This window comes from Streptomyces sp. NPDC001093 (assembly GCF_040298985.1).
Lineage (GTDB): Bacteria > Actinomycetota > Actinomycetes > Streptomycetales > Streptomycetaceae > Streptomyces.
In genome coordinates this window covers 1-24,856 of sequence record NZ_JBEPBF010000116.1, presented here as the reverse complement: position 1 = coordinate 24,856, position 24,856 = coordinate 1, and the positions used below count along the sequence as shown (strand labels likewise).

Genomic DNA, 24,856 nt, shown 5'->3' with positions numbered 1-24,856 from the left:
AGTTGGCTAGCGTGCGTGCGGGCCGTACGACCCCTACCGGCGAACCTCGCCGGGCCGCACGGCCTCCGCCGAGTCCGGTGTGCCCCGCAGGGCGCCCGGAGCCGGGGACCCACCGACCTCTGGGGTGAATCGGCCGGCTCCCACCCGGGACGCCGCCGTAGGGCAACCCTTCCGAACCACCGCCCGAACCCGACAGCTAACCCGGTAGGCGGCCCATTGGAAGGAGTCGCCTCCCTTGGCGTCGCACCGCAAGACGCGCCCCGGCGGATCCATCGGATCGGGCCTTCGCACCCCCGCCCTCGCCACCGCCGCCCTCACCTCCATGGCCGTGCTCTCGCAGACCGCAGAGGCCGCCCCGAGTACCGATCGCACCAAGCCGAGCCTGGAGGAGGTCGAGAAGAAGGTCGACGACCTCTACCGCCAGGCGGAGTCGGCGACCGAGAAGTACGACGCGGCCAAGGAGCGGTCCGTCAGACAGCGGGGCCGCGTCGACGCCCTGCGCGACGACGTCGCCCGGCGCACGGCACGCCTCAACAAGGCCCGCGAGGAACTGGGCTCCTTCGCCGCGGCGCAGTACCGCACCGGTGCCGCCGCTCCCGGCACGGCCACCTTCCTGCTGGCCAACGACCCGCAGGACTACTTCGACCAGACCCAGCTGATGAACCGGCTGACCTCGCGGGAGAAGAGCGCGGTCGACGACTACATCGGCGAGCAGGCCGCGACCATGAAGCAGCGGCGGGAGGCCGCGCAGAGCCTGCAGACGCTGACCGACTCACAGCACGACCTGCAGACCGCCAAGGCCACCGTCCAGAAGAAGCTGGCCTCGGCGCGCGAGCTGCTGTCGCAGCTGTCGGCCCAGGAGAAGGCGCGCCTGGCCGCCATCGAGCGGGAGAAGCAGCAGGAGGCGGCGCGCAAGGCGGCCGAGCTGGCGAAGCAGCAGGCGGCTCAGCAGCAGGCCGCCTCGTCGTCACCGTCGTCCTCCTCGTCGTCATCGCCCACGGGGTCCGGATCCGGATCCGGTTCGACGGGCTCCGGCTCGACCGGGTCCACGACGACCGGCTCGTACGACACGAAGGCCGAGAAGGCGCTCGCCTTCGCCCGCGCGCAGATCGGCAAGCCGTATGTGTGGGGCGCCATCGGGCCGGACTCCTACGACTGCTCGGGCCTCACCCAGGCCGCCTGGAGAGCCGCCGGCGTCACGCTTCCGCGCACCACGTACGACCAGGTCAACGCGGGCACCACGGTCTCGCTCGCCGACGCGCGGCCGGGCGATCTGGTCTTCTTCTACGACGACATCAGCCACGTCGGCATCTACATAGGCAACGGCATGATGATCCACGCCCCGAAGCCGGGCGCGTACGTCCGTGAGGAGTCGATCTACTACGGCGGCGAGTCGATCATCCACAGCGTGGTCCGACCGGGCTGACCGCCACCCGGACCACCGGCGCGGCCCAGCCCCTCCCGCTCCACGCGCGCGTGCCACCGCAGTGCACGTGCACGCGCGCGTGCCGGAGTCGTGGTCTCCCGTGCCCGGGGCCGCCGGATCCACACGCCCACGCACGCCCTGCCGACGCCCTGAGCCTCGCCACCCGGACCGCTGATTCCCGCACGCGCGTGCCGGTCTTTCCTGCGCCGATGCCCGGGTGCAGTCTTCGCTGCCGCGTTCCCTGCCGCCGGACATGCGTGGCCCTTCTGCCTCCGGACACGCTCGGCCTCGCCCGCCCCCACGCCCGCGCGCGGCCTCCCCTGTCTCCCCCGCCCGCGCGGGGCTCCCCTGCCTCCCCACGCCCGCGCGGGCCTCCCCTGCCACCACGCACACGTGCGACCTCCCTGCCGCCACGCGCGCGTACCGGCGTTTTCGCTCTTCACGCGCGCGTGCCCTTACGGGCAGGGACGCCGCGGCTGCCTGGCATCGGGCGCATGCCCGGCATCTCAGGTCTGCGCGCTTGGTGGGCGGAGCGGTCCCCCGCGGCCGGGGCCGCCGTGATGCCGACCGGCGTGGTGTCGGTGGGGCTGCGCATGACCGGCGCCGAATCGGTCTCACGGGTGGTGCTGGCGATGGCGGGCGTCGCCTGGGCCGCGCTGGCCGCAGCATTCGTCCTGCGGCTGGTCGGCGAGCGCGAGCGCTGGGTGACCGAGGCGGAGAGCCTGGGCGCGCTGACCTCCGTGGCCGCGACCACGGTGCTCGGCACCCGGGTCTCGGCGCTGGGCCGGCAGACCCTGGCCGAGGCACTGCTGGCGCTCGCGGCGCTGCTCTGGCCGGTGCTGCTGGTCATGGTCGTACGGCGCTGGAGGCCGCGCATGCCGGGCGCAGTGTTTCTGTGCTGTGTGGCCACAGAGGGGCTCGCCGTACTGGGCGCCACGCTCGCCGCGGCCGAGCGCACGGCGTGGCTCGCGCACACCGCCCTGGTGCTGTTCTGGCTGGGCCTGGTGCTCTACGGCCTGGCGCTGGCCCGCTTCGACATACGGCAGGTGCTGGAGGGCGCGGGCGACCAGTGGATCGCGGGCGGTGCGCTCGCTATCTCGGCGCTGGCCGGGGCGAACCTGCTCATCGCCGGGGACGCGGGCATGTACCTGTGGAACGACGACGACCGCGGTGCGCTGCGCACTGTGACGACGGCACTGCTCGTGCTGGATCTGGTCTGGTACGTCGTACGGCCCCGGCCCGGCTACGACGTGCTGCGGTGGGCGACGGTGTTCCCGATCGGGATGACGGCGGTGGCGGCGCTGCCCGTCGGCACCGCCCTCGGCGTCCCGTGGCTCGACCGGCCGGGACGGGTGCTGCTGTGGGCTGCGGTGGCGGCGTGGCTCGCGGTCGCCGCCGGTGCGGTGCGCGCGGCCCGCGCCGGCGGCGGGGACGGCTGACCGTCAGGTCCACAGGACGGCGATGAAGATGTTCGTCATGGTCAGCGCGCCGACCACTCCGAACAGGCTTTTGTCGATCTTCTCCTCGTCGCGCTTGACGTAGACCAGCCCGAGGATCACGATCAGCAGCGCCAGCTTGACGCCGATCTTGAAGGTGTTGACATGGTGGTCGTCGGCCTGGTTGAGACCGACCAGGGCCACGCCGGTGACCAGCATCGTCAGCGCGCCGTGCAGCATCCCGGGCACGAACCGGGCCGTGCCCTGGCCCATCGCCTTCATCTGGGTGAGGAAACCGCCGAGCAGCGCGGCGATGCCGATGATGTGCAGGCCGACGAAGAGATGGATGAGTACGTCCATGGGCCCGGAGCCTAACCAGGGGCCCCACAGCCCCCTGCCACCGGCCCCGGTCACAGCGGTCGGCGAGCCCGCCGGCGATCTTGCATATATGCGCCCCATAGCACCGTGCGCATCCCGTCCGTACCGCTTTCCGCGCTTCGGTCACCACGCTGCGTGAAGCCGACGACTCCGGAACGGCTATGCGGTCACGTGCGGTCACATCCCGTTCCGTCGAAGCCAGTTCCGTACACCGCGTTACACGCTCGTCACAATCGGGCCTAGCGTCCTTCCCCAGGTGACCGGCTCCCCATCGCCGCCCGGGCCAGGGGCGGCCGTCGGCCACCACCGCCGAGAAGGGTCCGGCGGCGGCCTGCTTCCCCTGTGCGGGCCGCCGCCGGACGCACAGACCCCTCGGTCGTGCGAGTCGTACGGAAGGACGTGACGGTCCAGGTGGCAGCGCACCGCAAGCCCCGGCAACGTTCGACGGGCGGCCATACGGCCCGGACGGCAGCCACGCTCGCCCTGGCGGGCGCCGCCACCGCGACGGGGTTCGACGGGACGGGACACGCCGAGCCGCGGCTGACTCCGGCACAGGTGAAGGCCGAGGTGGACAAGCTGTACCAGGAGGCCGAGGCCGCGACCGAGAAGTACGACGGCGCGAAGGAGCAGGCTGACGCGGAGCAGCGGCAGCTGAACGCGCTGCGGGACGAGACCGCCCGCAAACAGCAGAAGCTCGACATCGCCCGGAACGCGCTGGGTTCGTTCGCGGCGGCGCAGTACCGCGAGGGCGGCTTCGCACCGGCCTGGCAGCTGGCCCTGTCCGGCGACCCCGACCGGTACCTGGACGACGCCGCGTTCGTGGAGCGGGCCGGTGACCGGCAGGCCGCTGCGGTGTCCCGGGTACGCGGACAGCTGCGGGAGATCGAGCAGTTGCGGGGCGCGGCACGCATCGAGCTGAAGTCGCTGCGGTCCCGGCAGGCCGAGCTGCAACGGCGGAAGAGGACCGTCACCGGCAAGCTGGACGAGGCCCGGCGGCTGCTGGCGCTGCTCCCTCCGCAGCAGCGGACCCAGGTCACCGGTGGTGACGGCGCCGCACCGGGACGTGCCTCCCGCTCGGCCTCGGACACCCGGGACGCCCTGGAGCAGGCCGGGTCGGCCACCGCTTCGAACACACGCGCCGCGGCCGCCGTCGACTACGCCTACGCCAAGCTCGGCAGCCCCTATGTGTGGGGCGCGGCCGGCCCGAACGCCTTCGACTGCTCGGGCCTGATCCAGGCCGCCTACCGCTCCGCCGGCATCTCCCTGCCCCGCACCACCTACGCCCAGATCAACGCGGGCCGGCGCGTCTCCCGCTCCGAACTCCAGCCTGGTGACCTGGTGTTCTTCTACTCCGGGATCAGCCACGTCGGGATCTACGTGGGCAACGGGCAGATCATCCACGCTCCGAACCCCTCGGCACCGGTCCGGCTGGCCCCGCTCGACCTGATGCCGTTCGCGGGGGCGACCCGGGTGGCCTAGGAACGGGCCCGTAGGGATCAGACCAGCCGGCGGGCCGTCGCCCAGCGGGTCAGTTCATGGCGGTTGGACAGCTGGAGCTTGCGCAGGACCGCCGAGACATGGGACTCGACCGTCTTCACCGAGATGAACAGCTGCTTGGCGATCTCCTTGTAGGCGTAGCCACGGGCGATCAGACGGAGCACCTCGCGCTCGCGCTGGGTGAGGCGGTCGAGGTCCTCGTCCACGGGCGGGGCGTCGGTGGAGGCGAAGGCGTCCAGGACGAACCCGGCCAGGCGCGGGGAGAAGACGGCGTCGCCCTCCTGGACACGGAAGATGGAGTCGACCAGGTCGGTGCCGGTGATGGTCTTGGTGACATAGCCGCGGGCGCCGCCGCGGATCACACCGATCACGTCCTCCGCCGCGTCCGACACGGACAGCGCGAGGAAGCGCACGGGCCGCTCGGCGTCCGTCATCAACGCCGCGCACCGGCGCAGCACTTCGACGCCACCGCCGCCCGGCAGGTGCACATCGAGGAGGACCACCTCGGGCCGGGTGGCGGTGATGACCGTGACCGCCTGGTCGACGTCCGCGGCCTCCCCGACCACCTCGACACCGGTCTCGGCGGTCTGCCCGATCTCGGCCTGGACACCTGTGCGGAACATCCGGTGGTCGTCCACCAGCACCACCTGTACGTGCCGTCCGCCCGCGCCGCCGTCGGCAGCCCCGGAACCGGCCCCCTCGGGGGCACCCGCAGTGCCGTTCGCCTCGGTCGCGTCGCTCATGACGTCTTCTCCGCCCTCTCCATCTCCAGCTCGACCTCCGTGCCGCCGCCCGGCACCGACCGCAGCCGGGCCGTGCCGCCGTGGCGCTCCATGCGGCCGATGATCGATTCTCTGACGCCCATGCGGTCGGCGGGTATCGAGTCGAGGTCGAAACCGGGACCGCGGTCGCGCACGGACACGAAGACCGTCCTCCCCTCGACCTCGGCATAGACCTGTACGGCACCGCCCTCGCCACCGTACTTGGCGGCGTTCACCATCGCCTCGCGCGCGGCCTGCATCTGCGCGCCGGTCCTCTCGTCCAGCGGGCAGTCGCCGACTATGACGACCTCGATGGGCACGCCGTGCTTGTCCTCCACCTCGGCGGCGTTGCGCCGCACCGCCTCGGCGATCGTGTCCGGCTCGTCCGCCTCGTCCTTGCCGGTGCCCTCCGGCTTGTACAGCCAGGTGCGCAGGTCGCGTTCCTGGGCGCGGGCGAGACGGCGCACCTCGCCCGCGTTGTCGGCGCTGCGCTGGATCAGCGTGAGGGTGTGCAGCACGGAGTCATGGACGTGGGCGGCGACCTCCGCTCGCTCCTGGGCACGGATGCGCATCAGGCGCTCCTCCGACAGGTCCTGGGTCATGCGGACCAGATACGGGCCGGCGAGGAGCGTGATGCCGACGATGACGGCGAGGGCCGCCTGGAGGACCGCGCCGAGATGGGCGGCCGAGCCCTGCAGCACGAAAATGGCGGACACACCGGCCGTGACGAGCAGGACACCGCCGGCCGCGCGCAGCAGGGTGAGGGTGCGGCGCCGACGGCCGACCTCGACCCAGCGGGCCCGGCGGGCGTTGTCGGCCTGGCGCCAGACGAGGGCGACCCCGGCCGCGACGAGGACGGCGGGCAGCAGATAGGCCTTGGCCGCGCTGGTCAGGTTCACGCTGCCCACGAACACGATGGACACGACGACCATGAGGAGCAGCGCGACGATCTGCCCGCGGTCCGGCTTGCGGGCCACGAGTCTGCGGCGGCCGCCCGGCGCGGTCTCGGCGGCGGCCAACGGCGGCTTGTGACCGCCGACGCCGCCGACGCCCAGCGGGACGAAGAACCAGAACGCCGCGTAGAGCAACGCGCCGAGGCCGTTCGCCATGAACAGGCCGACGAAGGCGAGCCGGACCCAGATGACGGGCAGCCCGAGATGCCCGGCGAGGCCCCGCGCCACTCCGCCGAGCCAGCGTCCGTCGCTGCTGCGGTAGAGCTTGCGCGGCGGCCGCGGGTCGTCGACTGGCAGGCTTGCGGCTTCCGGCATGCCAACGATGGTCACACGCCCGGCGGGGCCAGGCATCAGGGTCGGCCCCCGAGACACCCCTGATCTTCCTCGGGGCCGGGTCGGGGAGCACCTCGCAGGGCTGGTCACGTGCGGCTCGAACGGTTCCCCGCCTCGTCTCAGGGCCGATTTCAGGGTTCGGCCAGGGTCGTCCCGACTGCCGCCGCGGCGGCCGGGCCGTCACCATGGACGCATGACGGATCACGAGCACGCCGCGACGGGTCCGGGACCCGGCTCCGGCCCGCGCCCGGCCCCGGGCACCGGACCGACGGATGCCGCGCCCGCCGCGACGGAGAAGACGGGAGCGGCCGGCGCCGGCACGCAGGCCGGCGCACAGCAGCAGGACCAGGAGCAGCCCGGCGCCGGGGCCCCCGAGCGGTTCCGGCGCGACCGCGGGCACAAGATGATCGCGGGCGTGTGCGCGGGCCTCGGCCGGCACACCGACATGGACCCGCTGATCTTCCGGATCACTCTGGCCGTGCTGTCCGCGACCGGCGGCATCGGCCTCATCTTCTACGGCTTCGCCTGGCTGCTGGTGCCGTACGAGGACGAGGAGGAGAACGAGGTCCGCAAGCTCCTGACGGGCCGGGTCGACGGCCAGGCGCTCGCCGCCGTGCTGTTCGCCCTGGTCGGCTGCGGGATCTTCCTGACCATGCTGAGAAACGGCGGGGTGCTGGCCTTCGCCGTGGTGCTCTCCCTGCTGCTGGCAGGTGCCGGGTACTGGTCACGGCGGCGCGGCGCCCCCGACCCCGACCCGCTCGCCGCCCAAGCCGCCGCCGACGCGCCGCCGGAGGCCCAGGCGCCGCCGGTCGTCACCGTCTACCCGTCGTGGTGGCGGGATCCGATCGTCAAGGACGGCACCCATGTCGGCGGCACCGGCTATCTGTGGGGGCCCGGCGGCACCCGCGACCCGGACCTCACCTCGGTGGTCGACGTCGGCATCGCCACCCCCTGGACGCACCACGGCCACCAGACCTCCATACAGCCGCGGCCCAGTGCGGCCCCGAGACCGCGCGGCCCGCGCTGGATCGGCGGCTGGGTGTTCCTGCTCGCCCTGGTGGCGGGCGGCCTGGGCTCCGGACTGACCTGGGGCACGCACCCGCTGGGCACCAGTCTGCAGACCGGTCTGGCGTGCGCGCTCGCGGTGTTCGGCCTGGGCATCACGGTCAGCGCGTTCCTGGGCCGCACGGGAGCCGGGACGGTCTTCCTGGCGATCGTCACGGCAGCGCTGCTCGCCGGGGCGGCGGCCATGCCCAAGGACATCAACACCCACTGGAGAGACACCTCCTGGACGCCCGCCGCGGCGGCGCAGGTACGGCCGGCGTACGACCTGGGCACCGGGCGCGGCACGCTGGACCTGAGCCGGGTGCGCCCGGGCAAGGGGCGGACGGTCGCGACGGACGCCCACGTGGGTGCGGGACAGCTGAAGGTGATCGCGCCGGCGGACGCGACCGTCCGGATGAACATCGAGGTGGGCCTCGGCGACATCCGGTTGCCCGGGGAGAGCAGAAAGGACGTGGACGTGCAGCCGCGCAGGCTCAAGAACGTGACGCTGGCGCCGGCCAAGGGTGCCAAGGACGCCGGCACGCTGGACCTCACGCTGAGGGTCGGTGCGGGACAGGTGGAGGTCGATCGTGCTACGTCATGAGTTCCAGCCCGGGAAGCTGGTCGCCGGGCTCTTCCTCACCGCCACCGGCGTGGTCTTCGCGGGGGATGCGGGCGGCCTGTGGGAGACGCCGTGGTTCGCGGTCGTGCCGCTGATCGTGGGCGGCCTGTTCCTCGCCGGTGCCACGGCAGCCGTGGCCCGGGGGATACGCAGACGGGGCGACGCCGAGAGCGGCTGACGGTCGCGGTCCAGCGGGCTGGTGGGTGTCCGGCGATCGGTGGGTGTACGGCCGCTAGCGATAGCCGCCCAGTCGCTGCCGGCGGCGGGCTCGCCAGGCCGCGTCCACGGAGAGGTAGGGGGCCCCGGCGAGGATCAGGGGGATCCAGGCCATGAAGTAGGCGAGGTCGTTGCCGTAGTAGTAGGGGGTCGTCGACCAGCTCACCGTCATCCACAGACTGAACGAGATCATCGCGCCACCGAGCGCGGCCAGCCGGGCGAGCAGACCGAGCAGGGTGCCGATGCCGACGGCCAGTTCACCGAGGGCGATGGCGTAGCCGAAGCCGACCGGGGCCTTCAGGGCCAGGTCGACCAGGGCCGGGATGGCGGCGGAGTCGCGGGCCGAGCGCATGGTGTCACCGATGGACCCGGCCCCGCCGGACTTCAGGAAGGAGCTGCTGGTGAGCTTGTCCAGGCTGGCGTAGATGAACGTGACGCCGAGGAAGACGCGCAGGGGCAGGAGGGCGTAGTGGGCGGCGGTGTCCCGCCAGCCTCCCGGGCCGTTCATCCGGTTCATGTGCGTGTCCGTCCGAATGCCGTGAGTCATCGCCGCAAACCGCCCTCTCGCCCGACGTCCCGCCCCTCAGTTGACCATACGTACGACAAGGAGGCGCAGTTCAATCCCAACCCGGATGTTTTTCCGGATTTCGGCGCCTGGATGAGCGGGGGGCGCTGTGGTTTCCGGGGGGCGATCTCGAAACGGGCCGTGCCCGCACGGCCGGTCGAAGTCCAGTCGGTCCAGGGAGGTGGCGGTGGTGCGTCAGGGGGTGGTGGTGCCGAGGGTGGTCAGGCCATCGCCCGGCTCGTCGTACACGTCGGGCAGGTGCCGGCCTCCGGTGCCGGCCGGCCGTGCGGGCCGGCCGTGGTCAACGACAGGACGCTCCCGCTCATCGGCCGGCCGTTCCCCCCGCCGCTCACTCGGTGATCTGGACGATACAGCGGTTGGTCGCCACCCCGGCCGCGGTGACCACCTGCACCTCCACCGCGCCGGGCTCGACGTCGGCCGGTACGGGCACGGTCAGGACGCTGCCGGTGGGGTTGCTGAAGCCGCCGGTGACGGGAATCAGCGGGACGTGCACGTCGACGCTGCCGATGCGGACCACCATGCGGGAGAGCCGGTCGGCGCTGTGGGCGCCGGGCGGCACGAAACCGGCGCCACGGATCTCGATGTCGTCGCCGGTGCGGATCGGCCCGTCCAAGTCGCCGATTTCACGGGCGCGGACCACGGAGAGGACGACCGGGCGGCCGCCCTCGGTGTACTTGCCGGCCAGGTAGGTCAGGGCGGAGATCAGCACCACCACTCCCAGCCCCCAGGGCAGGTCGGGCAGCTGGTCGGGGCGGCGGGCCAGCCGTACGGCGGCGAACAGCAGGGCGACGGCGTGGATGGCGACGTACTGGATGTCGGTGAAGGCGCCCCGCCCGGAGTCGTCGGTGAGCAGGTCGGCGGCGCGCGGCCGGTGCGCCGGCACCTTCTGCAGCCGCTGCGCCAGGATGCGCAGGCCCACCACCCGGCGGACCAGCACGGCGATGCCGCACACCACGGCGAGGACGGTCACCACGCCCGCGCCCCGCGCGAGGTCGAGGCCGGAGATCAGGGCGTCGCGTTCGGCGTGGTCGGAGGCGGCGGCCAGGCGGGTGGCCAGCAGCAGGACGGCGTAGCCGACGAACAGCACCCAGCAGGCGGCGACCGTACGGGAGGTGGACATCCGGTTGTCCTCGCCGATCACCGGGGCCAGCGCCCCGCCGCGCGCCCGGTGCAGCCAGGAGGCGGCGCTGAGCACACCGGCGACGACGAGCGCGGCGGTCAGGCCCGCGGTGCGGGCGCCGGCCCAGCCCGCGCCGACCGCGGTGAGCGCCTCCCCGAGCAGCAGCGCGAGCACCGCGCCCCACGCCACGCACACCGTGCGCAGCCACAGGCGGGCCAGCCAGGCCTCGCCCTCGGCGCGCCCGCGTTCGGCGACGGCCTCCGCCGTCTGGGTCAGTTCCTCGGAGACCCACTGGCGGGACGCCGAGGCCGAGTGCGCCACGGCCACCGGCAGGCCCTGCCCGGCCGCGAACTCGTCCCGTCGGCGCAGGAACGCGGCGACGGCCCGCCGGTGTCCCTCCCGGGCGCCGTGCGGGCAGTCCCCGCAGGTGCAGCCGCCCTCGTGGATCCCCTCGGCACCCGTGCCCTGTCTCGCCTCCTGCACCGCCACGACCGGCGCCCGCCTTCCCCACGACCTTCCGGCACGTCGGAGGGGCCTTCGCCGGAAGGCCTCACCGCCGCGCAACTGCCCTGCGTCGACAGCGAATTGTGCCCTACGCCGGGCCGTCCGGGGCGCTCGGGCCGGGTCACGGCGGGTGAAGTACGGGCCGCCGTGTTGACCCGGCTGCGAGAATTTCCGTATGGCCGAGATCATCCAGCGGGACGGGACCTGGGCCTTCGACGGCAGCACGATCCGGATCACCCCCGGACTGCACCGCTGCGTTCCGCTGTTCCGGCAGACGTACGGGGAGATCTCCGTGCCGCTGGAGGCGGTCTCGGAGGTGGTCTGGGAACCCGAGCGCAAGCGTGGCCGGCTGCGGATGCGGCTGCGCGAGGGCGCCGACCCGTTGCTGCAGGCGACGGGCGGGCGGCTGCCGGATGCGGCGGATCCCTACCGGCTGACGGTGGACGTGGACCGCGGCGGCGTCGCGGAGTACGTCGCCGAGGAGATCCGGCACGCCCTGCTCCTCGACCGGGTCACGAAGGAACCCACGACCGCCTATCTGCTGCCGGGCCCGCCGGTGCCGGTGTCCGTGCGGTCCTCCGACGGCACGGTGTCCTTCGACGGCACGCAGGTGCGCATCGACTGGGCCGACACCTCCGACCGGGTCAAACGCGCGACCGGCCCGCGGATCATCGCCCTGGGCGACCTGGTGCAGGTGGAGTGGCTGCCCAACTCCGGGTACGAGGACGGCTTCCTGCGGTTCGTGACCCCGGAGACGGCGTTCTCCAAGCTGCCGCCCGAGCGGGACCCCTACACCCTGGACCTGTGGGGCAGCGTGCGGCGCGATCTGCTGACCGCGCTGGTCGCGACGGCCGTCACCGCCCGGCTGCCGCATCCCTCCACCCGCACGGTCGGCGCCCACGGCGGCCGGGACCGGCAGCGTGCGGCCGTACCGGAGCAGGCCGACCACCATGACGTACTGCTGCGCCGGCTGCGGGAGTTGGGGGAACTGCACCGGGACGGGGTGCTCACGGACGAGGAGTTCGCGATGACCAAGGCAGCCGTGCTGAGAGGCTTCGGCTGAGCGGGCCCGGCCTCCCCGCCGAGGCTTCGGGTCAGCTGAGCAGGTCCGGCTCGCTGCGGCTGATGTCCTGCCACAGGGGCTGGTAGTTGATCCAGGCCACCAGGTCGCCGCCGAGCTGTTCGCGGGTGGCGACGGCCAGTTTGTGGTCGATGAGCACCGGGCGGCCGGCGGCCTTCGCCGTCAGCTGCACCTGGCAGGACCGCTCCATGGACAGGAACCACCAGGCGGCGGCGTCCACCGAGTCACCGACGGTGAGCAGTCCGTGGTTGCGCAGCACGAGCGCCTTGCGGGAGCCGAGGGCCCCGGCGATCCGGCGGCCTTCCTCTATGTCCACGGTGACGCCGGTGTAGGCGTCGTAGAGGGCCACGTCCTCGTAGAAGGCGCAGCTCTCCTGGGTGAGGGGGTCGATCAGCTCGCCGAGCGCGGCGAGGGCACGGCCGTACACGGAGTGGCAGTGGGCGACGGCGACGACGTCCGGGCGGGCGGCGTGGACCTGGGCGTGCACGGTGAAGGCGGCCTGGTTGACGTGGTAGCGGCCCTCGACGACCTGCCCGTCCTGGTTGGCGAGGACGAGATCGCCGACGGTGACGTGCTTGAACGGCATCCCGAAGGGGTTGACCCAGAAGCAGTCGGTGAACTCCGGGTCGCGGGCGGTGATGTGCCCCGAGACGCCGTCCTCGAGCCCGGCCCGCCCGAAGATCCGCAGCGCACCGGCGAGCCGCTCCTTGCGGTGCCGGCGCTCGTCCTCCACCGAGTCGAACATCGGCGGCATGGCGAACCGCAGCTGGTCGGTGGGCAGCGGCAGGGGCGGGGTGGGCCCGTGCATAGGTCCTCCAGCGCTGGAATTGCTGTACGCGCCGGAAGTTACCGCCGGTCAGCGCAAAAGGGCAGAGCTGTTTTGTAAAGATGACGTACGCGACGGATACAGGACAGAGGATGTCGGGTTTGCCGGTGAGACTGGCGCGCATGACACGGATGAACTCGGCCTTCGTTTCCGCCGAGCCTGGGCTGGCGACGACCGTCGAGCAGCGTTTCCGGGCGTTCCGTCACCATGTCCTTGCCACGCTCCGCAGGGACGGCTCGCCGCGCACCTCCGGTCTGGAGGCCGACTTCCGCGGTGGCGAGCTCTGGCTCGGCATGATGGCGGGCTCACTCAAAGCCCTCGACCTGCGGCGCGATCCCCGCTTCGCGCTCCAGGCGAACCCCGGCGAGGGGACCGGCATGGACGGCGGGGACGTGCGGATCGGCGGGCGGGCGTACGAGGTCGGGGACGGAGCCGGGGACGCGGAGACCAAGGCCGAGTACGTGAAAGAGGTGGAACCGCCGCAGCCGTTCCACCTCTTCCGCACCGAGCTGACGGAGGTCGTTCGGACCTACGTCGAGGACGACACGTATCTGGTCGTCGAGATCTGGAAGCCCGGTGAGCCCCTGCGCACGATCAGGCGCACCTAGGGCCTACTCCCACTCGATGGTGCCCGGCGGCTTCGAGGTGACGTCGAGGACGACCCGGTTGACGTCCCGGACCTCGTTGGTGATCCGGGTCGAGATGCGGGCCAGGACGTCGTACGGCAGCCGGGACCAGTCGGCGGTCATGGCGTCCTCGGAGGACACCGGGCGCAGCACGATCGGGTGGCCGTAGGTGCGGCCGTCGCCCTGGACACCGACGGAACGGACGTCCGCGAGCAGTACCACCGGGCACTGCCAGATGTCCCGGTCGAGGCCGGCCGCGGTCAGTTCCTCGCGGGCGATGGCGTCGGCATCGCGCAGGAGGTCGAGCCGCTCCTTCGTCACTTCGCCGACGATGCGGATGCCGAGGCCCGGGCCGGGGAACGGCTGGCGCTGGACGATCTCGTCCGGCAGGCCGAGCTCCTGGCCGACCATGCGGACCTCGTCCTTGAACAGCTTGCGCAGCGGCTCGATCAGCTTGAACTCGAGGTCCTCGGGCAGGCCGCCGACGTTGTGGTGCGACTTGATGTTGGCGGTGCCGGTGCCGCCGCCGGACTCGACCACGTCCGGGTACAGGGTGCCCTGGACCAGGAACTCCACGGCCGGGCCCTCGTCGGCGATGATGTCGGCCTGCGCCTGCTCGAAGACACGGATGAACTCGCGGCCGATGATCTTGCGCTTCTCCTCGGGGTCCGAGACACCCGCGAGCGCGGTCAGGAAGCGCTCCTCGGCGTCCACGACGACCAGCTTGACGCCGGTCGCGGCCACGAAGTCCTTCTCGACCTGCTCGGTCTCACCCTTGCGCATCAGGCCGTGGTCGACGTACACGCAGGTCAGCTGGTCGCCGATGGCGCGGGCGACGAGGGCGGCGGCGACGGCGGAGTCCACACCGCCGGACAGACCGCAGATCGCGCGCTTGTCGCCGACCTGCTCGCGGATCGCGGCGACCTGCTCCTCGATCACATTGCCGGTCGTCCAGTCCGGCTTGAGGCCCGCGCCGCGGTACAGGAAGTGCTCCAGCACCTGCTGGCCGTGCGTGGAGTGCATGACCTCGGGGTGGTACTGGACGCCGTAGAGCTTCTTGTCGTCGTTCTCGAACGCGGCGACCGGGACGACGTCCGTGGACGCGGTGACCGTGAAGCCCTCGGGGGCGGCGGAGCAGGCGTCGCCGTGCGACATCCACACGTGCTGCTCGTCCGGGGTGCCCTCGAAGAGCGTGGAGGACGTCTTGGAGACGTGCAGGTCGGTACGGCCGTACTCGCGGGCACCGGTGTTGTCGACGGTGCCGCCGAGGACCTGCGCCATCAGCTGGAAGCCGTAGCACATGCCGAAGACGGGGACGCCGGCCTCGAAGATCTCGCGGTCGAGGCGGGGGGCGCCCTCCTCGTACACGGAGGACGGGCCGCCGGAGAGGATGATCGCCGCGGGGTTCTTGGCGAGCATCTCCTGGACCGGCATGGTGCTCGGCACGATCTCGCTGTAGACCCGGGCCTCGCGGACGCGACGGGCGATGAGCTGGGCGTACTGCGCGCCGAAGTCGACGACCAGGACGGTGTCGGGGGTGGCGGCAGCGGGGGTCGCTGATGACACGGGGTGCCTTGCCTTCCGGCGGTTTGGGCGGGGGTCTGTAGTACCGATTCTAACGGGGCGCCGGTGGGACAGCTCCCGCCACCGGGGGCTCCGCCCTCGGACCCAGGGTGCCGTTGCCCACCCGCCCACGCGACTCGCTCGGCTGAGAAGCGACCCGGCCGGGCCGCCTCGGGTGGGCGGGGATGCGCGGGAAACAGGCGACTCGGGTGGGTGGTGAGAGTGGGCTGGTCTGGCCGACGGGATGGCGCCGGCGCCGGTGGACACGGCAAGGGCCGGTCCGGGCGGGGACCGGACCAGTGGGCAGAACCGAAGCCGAACCCGAGGAGGGGCCCGAGCCCGGACCGGCCGGCGCCCCCGGCCCGGCAGTGAGCGGGCCCAGGCCGAACGGTCGGCGGGCCGAAGAGTCGCCGGACCGCCCGTCAGGCCGGAGAGGGAGCCATCGCCCCGGAGCCGGATCCCGGCGCCCGGAGCCGGCCAGAGGCCCATCAGGAGGCCAGAGGCCCGTTCAGGCGGCCCGTGGCAGATCCAGAGGGCCGGAGCCGGAGGATTCGGTGGGGACGGCGTGCGGGCAGGGCGTGGCATACTGGCGCCATGCTCGCGCACTCGACCTTCGTCTTTACCTATGGCATCCGGCCCGCCGGCTGCCATGGTCGTGCTGCTTGAGCGCAACGCCAAGCGACTTCCCAGGCGCCCCGGGCCGACAAGGCCCGGGGCGTCTGTCGTTTTCGGGTCCTGCCGGTCCGGGGCGTCCAGTCACCTCATCAGGAGCCCCGACATGACCACCACCACCCCGGAAGAGACCGCCTCGGTCCCCGAAGAGACCGCCTCGGTCCCGGAGAAGACCATCGCCGACGCCCGTGAGCGCATCGACGTGCTCGACGACCGGATCATCGGTCTCATCCAGGAGCGGATGGCCGTCTCCGCCGTCGTCCAGCAGACCCGCATCGCCTCCGGCGGACGCCGGGTGCACCTCTCCCGGGAGATGGAGATCCTCGGCCGCTACCGCGAGGCCCTCGGCAAGCCGGGCACCGGCCTCGCCATGACCCTGCTCGAACTGTGCCGGGGTCGTATCTGAGTGCGAACGCCGTCTCACCCGTACGGCGCGTGACCGGCTCGCGCGGCGCTTCGTTGAGCGGGGTGTCCGTGCCAGCCAGGGGCGGGCCCGACAGAACCACGCGTGGCTCGCTGGAGCGATGAGGCGTACGGGTCGTGCCGTACGCCGTGGGACCTCGCTCCAGGGAAGTGACCGGACGGCAGGGGACAGCAGCCCGGTCACCCAAGAGAACGGCCGGCTCCGGGGACGCCCGGGGCCGACCGGCGGAAAACTCCATAGGAATTGCCCCAAGTCCCCCGCAGGCGCCGGCATTGCCGCACTCTGCACTCCGTCCGCCTCGGCTCGCCGAAGACCGATCCGGGGCCGGGACCATGAACCAGCGGCGCAGCCCCCCGGCGCCGCCCAGGCACCGGCGCTGCCCTGACGCCGGTGCTGACCAGAAGAAGGGCCCCGCGGCCTCTCCGTCCCGCGGGGCCCTTCGTCATGCCCCGGCGAGACTCCGTCGTGCCCGGCGGAACCTCCCTCACGCCCGGCGGGATGTGACCCACTTCACGGCACTCTCGCTTCGGGCGACGCACAACCCTCCTCACATGTCACGGGTCTCACGTACGCAACCAACGGCCATGCCCGTGCCCCACACACGGAGGCCTCCGAACACGTGCTGCCGCGCGGCAGCACGGGAGCCCCACAAGAGGTCCTCAATGAAGCTTCGCCGCGCCATGATGACCGCGGCCGCGACGGCTGCCCTCGCGCCGCTCGCTCTGGTCTGTGCCCCCGCCGCGTTCGCCGACGACTCCCCGAGCACCTCTGTCAGCAGCTCGGCCTCGACCGAGACGACGCCCGCGGCAGACGCCGGCACCAGCCCGGCCGCCGACCAGAACGCGTCCGCCGCCCCGTCGTCGGACAGCCCGGCCGCCTCCGAGTCGGCCGGCGCCGGCACGTCGGCATCCGCCTCCGCCTCCGCCTCCGCCTCCGAGTCGGCCTCCGCAACCGCCTCCGCGTCCGCGTCCCCCTCGCCCAGCGAGAGCGCCCAGCCCAGCGACGAGCCGACCCCGCCGTCCGGGATCTGCGAGGAGGGCGACGCCCACTACAAGTCCAAGATCCACTCCTCGCTCGGCGGTCTGCCCGGTGAGATCGCCGTGGGCAGCGGCTGGCACCCCTTCACGCTCAGCGTCAAGAACCCGACGTCGGCCGACCTCAAGGACGTCATCTTCTACGCGGGCGTCGGCCCGAGCGACCCGAACGCCCAGTACGCATTCAGGACCAGCCAGGTCCAGCTCCAGGTGAAGTACGACGGAACCTGGTACGACGTCGAGGACGGCGCCGGCCACTCCAACGGCTACCTCGACCTCGCCGACATCAAGGCCGGCCAGACGGTGAACTACCAGCTCCGGCTGAACGTGAAGGCCAACGCGCCGGTCGGCGAGGGCCTCACCATCGGTGGCGGCATGTACTTCGACGACGAGGAGAACTGCATCGGCTCGGACCAGGCCGGCTACCTGATCAAGATAGTCGAGGCCGGCACCGACACCGGCGGGACGAAGCCCCAGGAGGGCGGCAAGGTCCCGGTTCCCACCCAGAAGCCGGGCAAGACCAACACCCAGGACGTCACCGGCTCGCTCGCCGAGACCGGTTCCAGCTCCATGCTGCCGACCATCGGCCTGGTCGGCGGTGCCGCCGTCGTCGTCGGCGCCGGAGCGGTGTTCGCCGTCCGCCGCCGCAAGGGCGCCGGTTCGGACGCGGCCGCGTAGGCAACGCCGCAGCAACGCCGCCGCGCGAGCGCGGTCGCACAGCCGAAGGGGCCTGCGCCAGGAGGGGGGCGCAGGCCCCTTCGGCATACCCGCGCTACTGCTTCGGCGGTACCGCCGGCACCCCCAGGAACGGCAGGCGCAGCGCGCCGAACGCCTCCGCGGGAACCGCCGGGGCCTGCGGCTCCACCGGCTTGAGCCGCTCGTACGCCGCGCCCTGCGCCGGACGCGGATCCTCCTCGCCCTGGTTCGGCCAGAAGGACATCGCGCGCTCGGCCTGCGCGGTGATCGTCAGCGACGGGTTCACGCCCAGGTTCGCCGAGACCGCGGCGCCGTCCACGACCGAGATGCCCGGGTGGCCGTAGAGGCGGTGGTAGGGGTCGATCACGCCGGTCTCCGGGGAGTCCCCGATGGGGCAGCCGCCGAGGAAGTGCGCGGTGAGCGGGGTGCCCATCAGCTCGCCGACGTTGCTGCCGGCGAAGCCGTTGATCTCGGCGGCGAGCGCGGAGGCGGCCTCCGTGGCGGCCCTGATCTGCTTGGGGTTGGGGGCGCCGTGGCCCTGGCGTGCGGTCAGCAGGCCCTTTCCGACACCGTCCGGTTTCAGGTACGTCGTCAGGGAGTTGTCCAGCGACTGCATGACCAGGCCGATGATGGTCCGCTCGGACCAGCGCCGGTTGGACAGGGAGCGCAGGACCAGCAGCGGGTGCCGGGCCGCGTTCGCCAGCCAGGCCAGCGCGCGCGAGGAGCCCTCGGCGTAGGGGACCTGGAGGATGGACAGGCCGCCCATCGAGTTGGAGCCCTTGCCGTAGCGGACCGGTTCGATGTGGGTGTTCTCGTCGGGGTGGATGGAGGACGTGATCGCGACGCCCCGCGTGAAGTCGGCCCTGGCCTCGCCGGTCGCCTTGCGGTAGCGGCGGTTGTCGGTCTGCGCGCCCACCAGCGCCTCGGAGTTGGTGCGGGTCAGGTCGCCGAGCCGGGCGGAGAGGTACGGCAGCTGGCCGCCGGCCTTCATCCGGTGCAGCAGGGTCTGTGTGCCGTAGGTGCCGGCCGCGAGGACGACCCGGCGCGCGGTGAAGAGCCGGCCCTCGCCCTTCTTCTTCCGGTCCGTCGGCAGGGTCGCCACCGCGTACCCGCCCCGGGAGTCGTCCGTGACGGACACGACCGTCGTCATGGGGTGGACCACCGCGCCCGCCTTCTCGGCGAGGTGGAGGTAGTTCTCGTTCAGGGTGTTCTTCGCGCCGTGCCGGCAGCCGGTCATGCACTCGCCGCACTCGGTGCAGGCGTTGCGGGCCGGGCCGGCGCCGCCGAAGTACGGGTCGTCCACCTGCTCGCCGGGCCGCGCCTTCGCCTTGCCGTCCGCGTCCTTGCCGTCGCCGAAGAACACGCCGACCGGGGCGAGATGGAAGGTGTCGCCGACGCCCATCCGCTGCGCCGCCGCCTTCAGGTGGACGTCGGAGGGGGTCATCGTCGGGTTGAGCCGCACGCCGAGCATGCGCTGGGCCTGGTCGTAGTAGGGCTTCAACTCCTCCTGCCAGTCGGTGATGTGCCGCCACTGGGGGTCGTCGAAGAAGGGCTTCGGCGGTACGTAGAGGGTGTTGGCGTAGTTGAGCGAGCCGCCGCCGACGCCCGCGCCGGCCAGCACCATGACGTTGCCCAGCAGATGGATGCGCTGGATGCCGAACATGCCGAGCCTGGGGGCCCAGAGGTAGTTCTTCAGGTCCCAGGAGTTCTTCGGCAGGGAGTCCCGAGTGAAGCGGCGGCCGGCTTCGAGCACCCCGACCCGGTATCCCTTCTCGGTCAGGCGAAGGGCGGACACCGAACCGCCGAACCCCGATCCGACCACGATGACGTCGTAGTCGTACCCGTCCTCGTCCCGGGTCTGGACAGACTTCTCCTGCGACACGTGCTCTCCTCGTCGAGAACGGGGGGGTTGCGAACGGGGTTGGCGGGTTCGGGACTTCTAGCGGAACCGGAATGCCTTCATCAGGCGCAGACTCGTGCTCATGAACCGGGCGTACGCCTCGTCCGTCATGCCCAGCGAGGGAGCCATCGGCAGCAACCGCTGCTGGGCCACCGTCTGGGCCTCGGTGTACTTGAGGATGCCCTCGGAGCCGTGGCGGCGGCCGAGGCCGGAGTCCTTCATGCCGCCCATCGGGGACTGGACGCTGCCGTAGGCGGGGGCGTAGCCCTCGTTGACGTTGACCGTGCCGGTGCGCAGGCGGGCGGCGACGTCCCGGCCGCGCGCGGCGCTCTTCGTCCAGACGGAGGAGTTCAGGCCGTACGGCGTGGCGTTGGCGCGCTCGATCGCCTCCTCGTCGGTCTTGAAACGGTAGATCGAGACGACCGGGCCGAAGGTCTCCTCCTCGCACACGGCCATGGAGTCCTCGACGCCGTCGAGGATGGTCGGCTCGAAGAAGTACGGGCCGATGTCCGGACGGGCGACCCCGCCTGCGAGCACCTTCGCGCCCTTGGCGACGGCCTCCTCCACATGCCGCTCGACGGTCTTCAGCTGGCGCTCGCCGACCAGCGAGCCCATGTCGGCGCCGTAGGCGAGGGAGTTGCCGAGCCGCATGGCCTTCGTGCGGGCGGCGAAGCGCTCCAGGAAGGCGTCGGCGACCGACTCGTGGACGTACAGCCGCTCGATGGAGATGCAGAGCTGTCCGGCGGAGGAGAAGCAGGCGCGTACGGCGCCGGCGGCGGCCTTCTCGATGTCGGCGTCCTCGAGCACCAGCATGGCGTTCTTGCCGCCGAGTTCGAGGGACACGCCGACGAGGCGGGCCGCCGCACCTTGCGCGACCTCGCGCCCTGTGCGGGTGGAGCCGGTGAAGGAGACGTAGTCGGCGTGCCGGACGAGCTCCGGGCCGACGACCGGGCCCTCGCCGAGCACCACTTGGAAGACGCCCTCGGGCAGACCGGCCTCGATGAGCAGGTCACGCGCCCACAGCGCGGTGAGGCAGGTCTCGGTGTCCGGCTTCATCACCACCGCGTTGCCGGCGACGAAGGCGGGCAGCGCGTCGCCGACGGACAGCTCCAGGGGGTAGTTCCAGGGGGCGATCTGGCCGACGACACCGCGCGGGTGGCGCAGTTCGGTGACCTTCGTGAGCGTGGGGACGGCGCCGGTGTGCCGCTTGGGCCGCAGGTAGGCGGGGGCCTTGCGGCCGTAGTGGCGGGCCGCGACGGCGACGGCCTGCACCTCCTCGTGCGCGTGCAGCCGGGCCTTGCCGGTCTCCAGCTGGATCAGGTCGAGCACCTCGGCCTGCCGCTGCAGCACCAGGTCGTGGAAGCGCAGGAGGACGGCGGCCCGCTGCCGTACCGGGGTCCTCTCCCACACCGCCTGGGCGGCCCGGGCGGCCTCGAAGGCCGTGCGTACGTCCTCGGGGGTGGACTCGGGCAGGTCGGCCAGCTTCTCGCCGGTGAACGGGGTGTGGTTGGCGGTGCGGCCGGAGCCGGTGACGCCCTTGGTGAGCCGGGCCACCAGTTCCGGGGTGACCACGTCGGCGGCGGTGCGCACGCCCTCGGGGGCGGGCGCGAGCGGGTTGGTGCCGGTGCTGTCCGGGGCCTGCGTGTCCGTCATGACGCGCAGGGTATGCCGGAGCGCAGGCTTTGTGTACCCGTCGGTAACGGGGATTCACCGAGTGCTCACACACTGCCAGTGATCACTGGCAGCAAATGTGCTGATCAGGGCGTCGGCAGGGTGACGGGCGGAAGGATCATTCGAGTCCGGCTTTTTTCGCCAGGAGCAGTCCGAACGCGGTGCGCGGGGTGCGGCGACGAGGGCCGGGGGGTGGCGGGGTGGCGGGCGCGGGCGCGGGTGCGGCGCCGGACCGGTCGTCGGTGATCGGCGCAGTGTCGGGTTCCGGTACGGGCGCCAGTCCGAGGTAGTCCCGCAGGGCCGCCGTGACCTCCTCCGCGCCGGGGCGGGCCCCGGGCTCGTCGGCGTGCAGGCGATCCAGCAGGGGTCCCAGCGGGCCGGGGTCCGTGTCCGCGAGGGCGGCGCGGAGGAGCGCGCCCAGGGACCACAGGTCGGAGGCCGGGCCGGCGCCGGGGCCCGCGGCGCGCTCGGGGGCGACGAATCCGGCGGGCGCGTCCGCCCGGTGGCCGTCGCCGGTCCCGAAGTCGGTGACGACCACCCGCCCGGTGCCGGACTCCAGCAGCACGTTGGCCGGTTTGACGTCCCGGTGCACGATGCCGACGGCGTGCGCGGCACGCAGGGCGCCGAGGACGGCGAGCCCGATCCGGGCGGCCTCGGCGGGCGGGAGGGGGCCGCGCCGCAGAACCTCCCGCAATGACTCGCCCTCCACCAACTCCCTCACGATCCAGGGGACTTGGCCCTCGGTGACGACGTCGTACACCGTGACGGCGGAGGGATGGCGCACCCGGGCCGCGGCGCGGGCCTCCCGGTGCAGCCGGTGGGCGATACGGCGGCTGTCCTCGTCGTCGGCCGGATCGCCGGGCAACAGCGGCTCCTTGACGGCGACCCGGCTACCCGGCCGCTGCTCGTCCAGGGCCCGCCAGACGGTCCCGGTGGGCCCGGACCCCAGGCGTCCGGCCAGCCGGTAGCGGCCACCGATCAGACGTGCGTCGGGCGGGAGTTCGCCGTCTCCACTCATGTCACATGAGTACCGTGCGCACCATGCCCTTGTCGAAGCGGGGCACAGCGAAGCGGTCGCCCGTGTCGCGGCACCCGGGAGTCAGAGCTTCTTGATGTCCAGGTTCGCGATCGCCGCCTCGGCCACGTCCCGGCCGCGGGCCGTGAAGTCGCCCTTGTCGGGGTAGCCGACGGTGAGCTTGTACAGGTCGCCCCCGCTCGTGCGGTAGTAGAAGATCTGGAGTTCGCGCGGGCTGGGGTGCCCGCCGTCGTTGGTCCTGAAGACGACGGTGTTCTTCGCGGCCTCCTTGCCGTGGTACGTCGCGGTGTCGTCCGGATGTGTCCTCGCACCGCCGGGCATGTCGAGGGTGTAGTCGCCGCCGCCGCGGAACTTCTCGTCGTCGGCGTACATCTGGGACCGCGCGCTGTTCTTGATCTCGCCCAGGGAGTCCTGCGACTTCTTCGCCAGCTCCAGCGTGATCCAGACGCCGCCGCTCCAGTCCTCGTACGTCACCCAGTTCTGGTCCTGGTCGTCCTTGGCGGGCGTGACCACCTGGTAGCTCGCCGGGGCGGCGAGGGTGGCGCCCAGCCTCGGGACCGGGCGCTCGGCCCAGCCGTCGGGCAGCGGGCCCGCGAAGGGATCGGCCAGGACCAGGTACGCCGTCACCGCCGCCACGACCAGTGCCGCGCCCGCGCCGAGCCACGCCGTGCGGCCGAGGCGCCCGACCCGGGTGCGGGCGACCACCTGGACGGGCTGGGTGGGTATCGGCGGCGCCGGGGGCCTGGCCGCCTCCTGGAGCAGCGCCCCTACCCGGTCCGCCCGGGGCCGGTGCGCGGGGTCCTTGTGGAGCAGCCCGTTGATGACCTCGGCCAGCGGGCCGGAGGCGGACGCGGGCGCGGCCGGGGTGGAGTTGAGGACCGACTGGAGGGTGGCCGGGGTGTTGCTGCGGCGGAACGGCGAGACGCCCTCGGTGGCCGTGTAGAGCAGCACGCCCAGGGACCACAGGTCGCTCGCCGGGCCGGGCCGCTGCCCCAGCACCCGCTCCGGCGCGATGTACTCGGGCGAGCCGACGAAGCCGCCGGTGTCCGTGAGCCGCGTGTCGCCCTCGATCTGCGCGATCCCGAAGTCCGTGAGGACCACCCGGTCGTGCCGGCCGAGCAGGACGTTGTCGGGCTTGACGTCCCGGTGCAGGACGCCCGCCGCGTGCGCCGCCTGGAGCGCGCCGAGCACCTGCAGTCCGATCCGGGCGGCCTCGCGCGCGTCCAGCGTGCCCTCGCGCAGGACGTCGCCGAGGGTGCGGCCGCGCACCAGCTCCATCACGATCCAGGGCCGGCCCTCGACGACCGCGACGTCGTGGACGTTCACGACCGCGGGGTGGTCGAGACGGGCCGCCGCGCGGGCCTCGCGGCGCATGCGCTCGAAGACGTTGGCGCGTTCCCGTTCGGGAAGGTGGTCCGGTACGCGGGGCTCCTTGACGGCGACCTCCCGGTCCACCGTCTCGTCCTGGGCCCGCCACACGGTGCCCATCCCGCCATGGCCCAGCTTGCCGAGCAGCCTGTACCGGCCGGCGATGAGCCGCCCGGCGCCGGGATCGTGCTGCTGAGCCGGGATGGAGTGCGGCTGCGCGTTCGGCTGCGGCTGTGCGTTCGGCTGCGGATGCGACTGCGGATGGGACTGTGGATGCGGCGGTTGCAGAACAAAACTCGTCGTGTCGTCGGCGCCCTGACCGACTCCCCCGTCACTGCTCATGCGTCATCCATATCGCGCCACCGGCCCCCACAGCCACCGGCAGTACGAACCGGTCACAGACCCGTGACCGAGCCGCCGTTCAGGCGCCCGCCCGGAAGGTGTCGACGGCCACGTCGAAGTACTCCCGGGCCTCCCGCACCTTGCCGACCGGCGCCGACACCCACACGTCGTACATCCGCCCGGCTTCCTCCCAGCACAGGTCGTAGGTGTGGCGCGGGCCCTCCGCCGCGCTGAAGCCGTTCCAGGTGAACTCCCAGAGCGCCGCCGGGTGTCCGTCGTGCGTGGTGGGAGTGACCCGGCCGTCGTGGTAACCCGGGTTGGTGGAGGGGCCCTTGGCGGCCGACCGGTCCATCACGGCCTGCGGGCCGCCCGGTTGGGGATCGGCGGCCTTGATGCCGAGCCGGAAGGTGCCGCCGGGTGAGAGGTAGAAGACGCGCTCGCCCTGCGGGCTGCGGGTGAAGTCCTCCGGTACGGCGAGGGAGAAGCCGGCCGGGTCCCGGGCCGTGCGGTAACCGGAGGGCGCGGTGCGCGGGCCCGCCGGGCCCGAGTCGGTGGCCGACGGGCCTGTCGCGGTGGGCGCCGGGCCGGAGGTGGTGGGTGTCGGGGGTGCGGTCCGCGACGAGGTCGCGCCGGTACCGGCGCCGGTCGCCGGGGAGGTCGCCGTTCCGCCGGGGCTGCCGCCGCCCCCGCCCCCGTCCCGGTGCAGCAGCAGTGCCGCCGTCACGCCTGCCCCGGCCAGCG

Annotated in this window: 21 protein-coding genes and 1 riboswitch; of the genes, 9 read left to right on the top strand and 12 right to left on the bottom strand. The window is 72.6% G+C overall.

The features are described 5' to 3' along the window. Window positions 1–56: 56 nt before the first annotated feature. Window positions 57–228, top strand: a riboswitch (cyclic di-AMP (ydaO/yuaA leader). Window positions 229–235: 7 nt separating this feature from the next. Further along, window positions 236–1,426 carry a C40 family peptidase gene (locus tag ABT288_RS38325; RefSeq protein WP_351618199.1) on the top strand — a complete coding sequence of 397 codons (1,191 nt, stop codon included), beginning with the start codon at window positions 236–238 and terminating at the stop codon, window positions 1,424–1,426. A gap of 494 nt (window positions 1,427–1,920) precedes the next feature. After that, window positions 1,921–2,865, top strand: a complete 945-nt coding sequence (locus ABT288_RS38320; protein ID WP_351618197.1) for a tellurite resistance/C4-dicarboxylate transporter family protein — start codon at window positions 1,921–1,923, stop codon at window positions 2,863–2,865. 3 nt (window positions 2,866–2,868) lie between these two features. On the opposite strand, the gene ABT288_RS38315 is transcribed toward ABT288_RS38320, so the two are convergent. Beyond that, a complete protein-coding gene (locus tag ABT288_RS38315) occupies window positions 2,869–3,222 on the bottom strand; it encodes a hypothetical protein (protein ID WP_351618194.1) in 354 nt (117 codons plus the stop codon). Between the two features lie 429 nt (window positions 3,223–3,651). On the opposite strand from ABT288_RS38315, the gene ABT288_RS38310 reads away from it, so the two are divergent. After that, entirely contained in the window at window positions 3,652–4,719 is a 1,068-nt protein-coding gene (locus ABT288_RS38310; RefSeq protein ID WP_351618212.1) for a C40 family peptidase, read from the top strand. Window positions 4,720–4,736: 17 nt separating this feature from the next. Here the strand turns inward: ABT288_RS38310 and ABT288_RS38305 are convergent, their stop codons facing one another. Next, entirely contained in the window at window positions 4,737–5,480 is a 744-nt protein-coding gene (locus tag ABT288_RS38305) for a LuxR C-terminal-related transcriptional regulator (RefSeq protein ID WP_351618192.1), read from the bottom strand. Further along, on the bottom strand, window positions 5,477–6,766 hold the full coding sequence (locus ABT288_RS38300; RefSeq protein ID WP_351618189.1) for an ATP-binding protein: 1,290 nt from the start codon (window positions 6,764–6,766) through the stop codon (window positions 5,477–5,479). Before ABT288_RS38300 ends, ABT288_RS38305 begins: the two co-directional genes overlap by 4 nt. Window positions 6,767–6,977: 211 nt before the next feature. Here ABT288_RS38300 and ABT288_RS38295 point away from each other — a divergent pair, with 211 nt between their 5' ends. Together ABT288_RS38295 and ABT288_RS38290 are read left to right on the top strand one after the other, a co-directional pair. Then, the gene (locus ABT288_RS38295) at window positions 6,978–8,432 is read left to right on the top strand and encodes a PspC domain-containing protein (RefSeq protein ID WP_351618186.1); all 1,455 of its coding nucleotides are present in this window, start codon (window positions 6,978–6,980) and stop codon (window positions 8,430–8,432) included. Next, entirely contained in the window at window positions 8,419–8,628 is a 210-nt protein-coding gene (locus ABT288_RS38290) for a hypothetical protein (protein WP_228621160.1), read from the top strand. Before ABT288_RS38295 ends, ABT288_RS38290 begins: the two co-directional genes overlap by 14 nt. 54 nt (window positions 8,629–8,682) lie before the next feature. Here ABT288_RS38290 and ABT288_RS38285 read toward each other — a convergent pair whose 3' ends face one another. Beyond that, on the bottom strand, window positions 8,683–9,213 hold the full coding sequence (locus ABT288_RS38285; RefSeq protein WP_351618183.1) for a DoxX family membrane protein: 531 nt from the start codon (window positions 9,211–9,213) through the stop codon (window positions 8,683–8,685). 367 nt (window positions 9,214–9,580) lie between these two features. Next, window positions 9,581–10,861 carry a hypothetical protein gene (locus ABT288_RS38280; RefSeq protein WP_351618180.1) on the bottom strand — a complete coding sequence of 427 codons (1,281 nt, stop codon included), beginning with the start codon at window positions 10,859–10,861 and terminating at the stop codon, window positions 9,581–9,583. A gap of 190 nt (window positions 10,862–11,051) precedes the next feature. Here ABT288_RS38280 and ABT288_RS38275 point away from each other — a divergent pair, with 190 nt between their 5' ends. Further along, window positions 11,052–11,939, top strand: coding sequence for a DUF4429 domain-containing protein (locus ABT288_RS38275; protein WP_351618177.1), 888 nt, complete (start codon window positions 11,052–11,054; stop codon window positions 11,937–11,939). A gap of 31 nt (window positions 11,940–11,970) precedes the next feature. Here ABT288_RS38275 and ABT288_RS38270 read toward each other — a convergent pair whose 3' ends face one another. Beyond that, a complete protein-coding gene (locus ABT288_RS38270; protein WP_351618174.1) occupies window positions 11,971–12,765 on the bottom strand; it encodes a class II aldolase/adducin family protein in 795 nt (264 codons plus the stop codon). A 140-nt stretch (window positions 12,766–12,905) separates the two neighbouring features. Here ABT288_RS38270 and ABT288_RS38265 point away from each other — a divergent pair, with 140 nt between their 5' ends. Further along, window positions 12,906–13,391 carry a pyridoxamine 5'-phosphate oxidase family protein gene (locus ABT288_RS38265; protein ID WP_351618171.1) on the top strand — a complete coding sequence of 162 codons (486 nt, stop codon included), beginning with the start codon at window positions 12,906–12,908 and terminating at the stop codon, window positions 13,389–13,391. 3 nt (window positions 13,392–13,394) lie between these two features. Here ABT288_RS38265 and guaA read toward each other — a convergent pair whose 3' ends face one another. Continuing rightward, entirely contained in the window at window positions 13,395–14,975 is a 1,581-nt protein-coding gene (guaA, locus tag ABT288_RS38260) for a glutamine-hydrolyzing GMP synthase (RefSeq protein ID WP_351618168.1), read from the bottom strand. A gap of 775 nt (window positions 14,976–15,750) precedes the next feature. Between guaA and ABT288_RS38255 the strand changes: the two genes are divergently transcribed. After that, on the top strand, window positions 15,751–16,050 hold the full coding sequence (locus ABT288_RS38255; protein WP_351618166.1) for a chorismate mutase: 300 nt from the start codon (window positions 15,751–15,753) through the stop codon (window positions 16,048–16,050). 680 nt (window positions 16,051–16,730) lie between these two features. Continuing rightward, complete coding sequence (locus tag ABT288_RS38250; RefSeq protein ID WP_351618163.1) at window positions 16,731–17,780, top strand: LAETG motif-containing sortase-dependent surface protein; 1,050 nt, start codon at window positions 16,731–16,733, stop codon at window positions 17,778–17,780. Between the two features lie 94 nt (window positions 17,781–17,874). Here ABT288_RS38250 and ABT288_RS38245 read toward each other — a convergent pair whose 3' ends face one another. From ABT288_RS38245 to ABT288_RS38225, 5 genes are all read right to left on the bottom strand, one after another. After that, window positions 17,875–19,680, bottom strand: a complete 1,806-nt coding sequence (locus tag ABT288_RS38245) for a GMC family oxidoreductase N-terminal domain-containing protein (protein ID WP_351618161.1) — start codon at window positions 19,678–19,680, stop codon at window positions 17,875–17,877. A gap of 57 nt (window positions 19,681–19,737) precedes the next feature. Continuing rightward, a complete protein-coding gene (locus ABT288_RS38240; RefSeq protein WP_351618159.1) occupies window positions 19,738–21,351 on the bottom strand; it encodes a succinic semialdehyde dehydrogenase in 1,614 nt (537 codons plus the stop codon). Window positions 21,352–21,487: 136 nt separating this feature from the next. After that, a complete protein-coding gene (locus ABT288_RS38235) occupies window positions 21,488–22,387 on the bottom strand; it encodes a serine/threonine-protein kinase (protein ID WP_351618156.1) in 900 nt (299 codons plus the stop codon). Window positions 22,388–22,468: 81 nt separating this feature from the next. Continuing rightward, window positions 22,469–24,115, bottom strand: coding sequence for a serine/threonine-protein kinase (locus ABT288_RS38230; protein WP_351618155.1), 1,647 nt, complete (start codon window positions 24,113–24,115; stop codon window positions 22,469–22,471). A 79-nt stretch (window positions 24,116–24,194) separates the two neighbouring features. Beyond that, the coding region (locus ABT288_RS38225; protein ID WP_502972929.1) for a serine/threonine kinase C-terminal domain-containing protein at window positions 24,195–24,856 on the bottom strand (662 nt) is incomplete at its 5' end.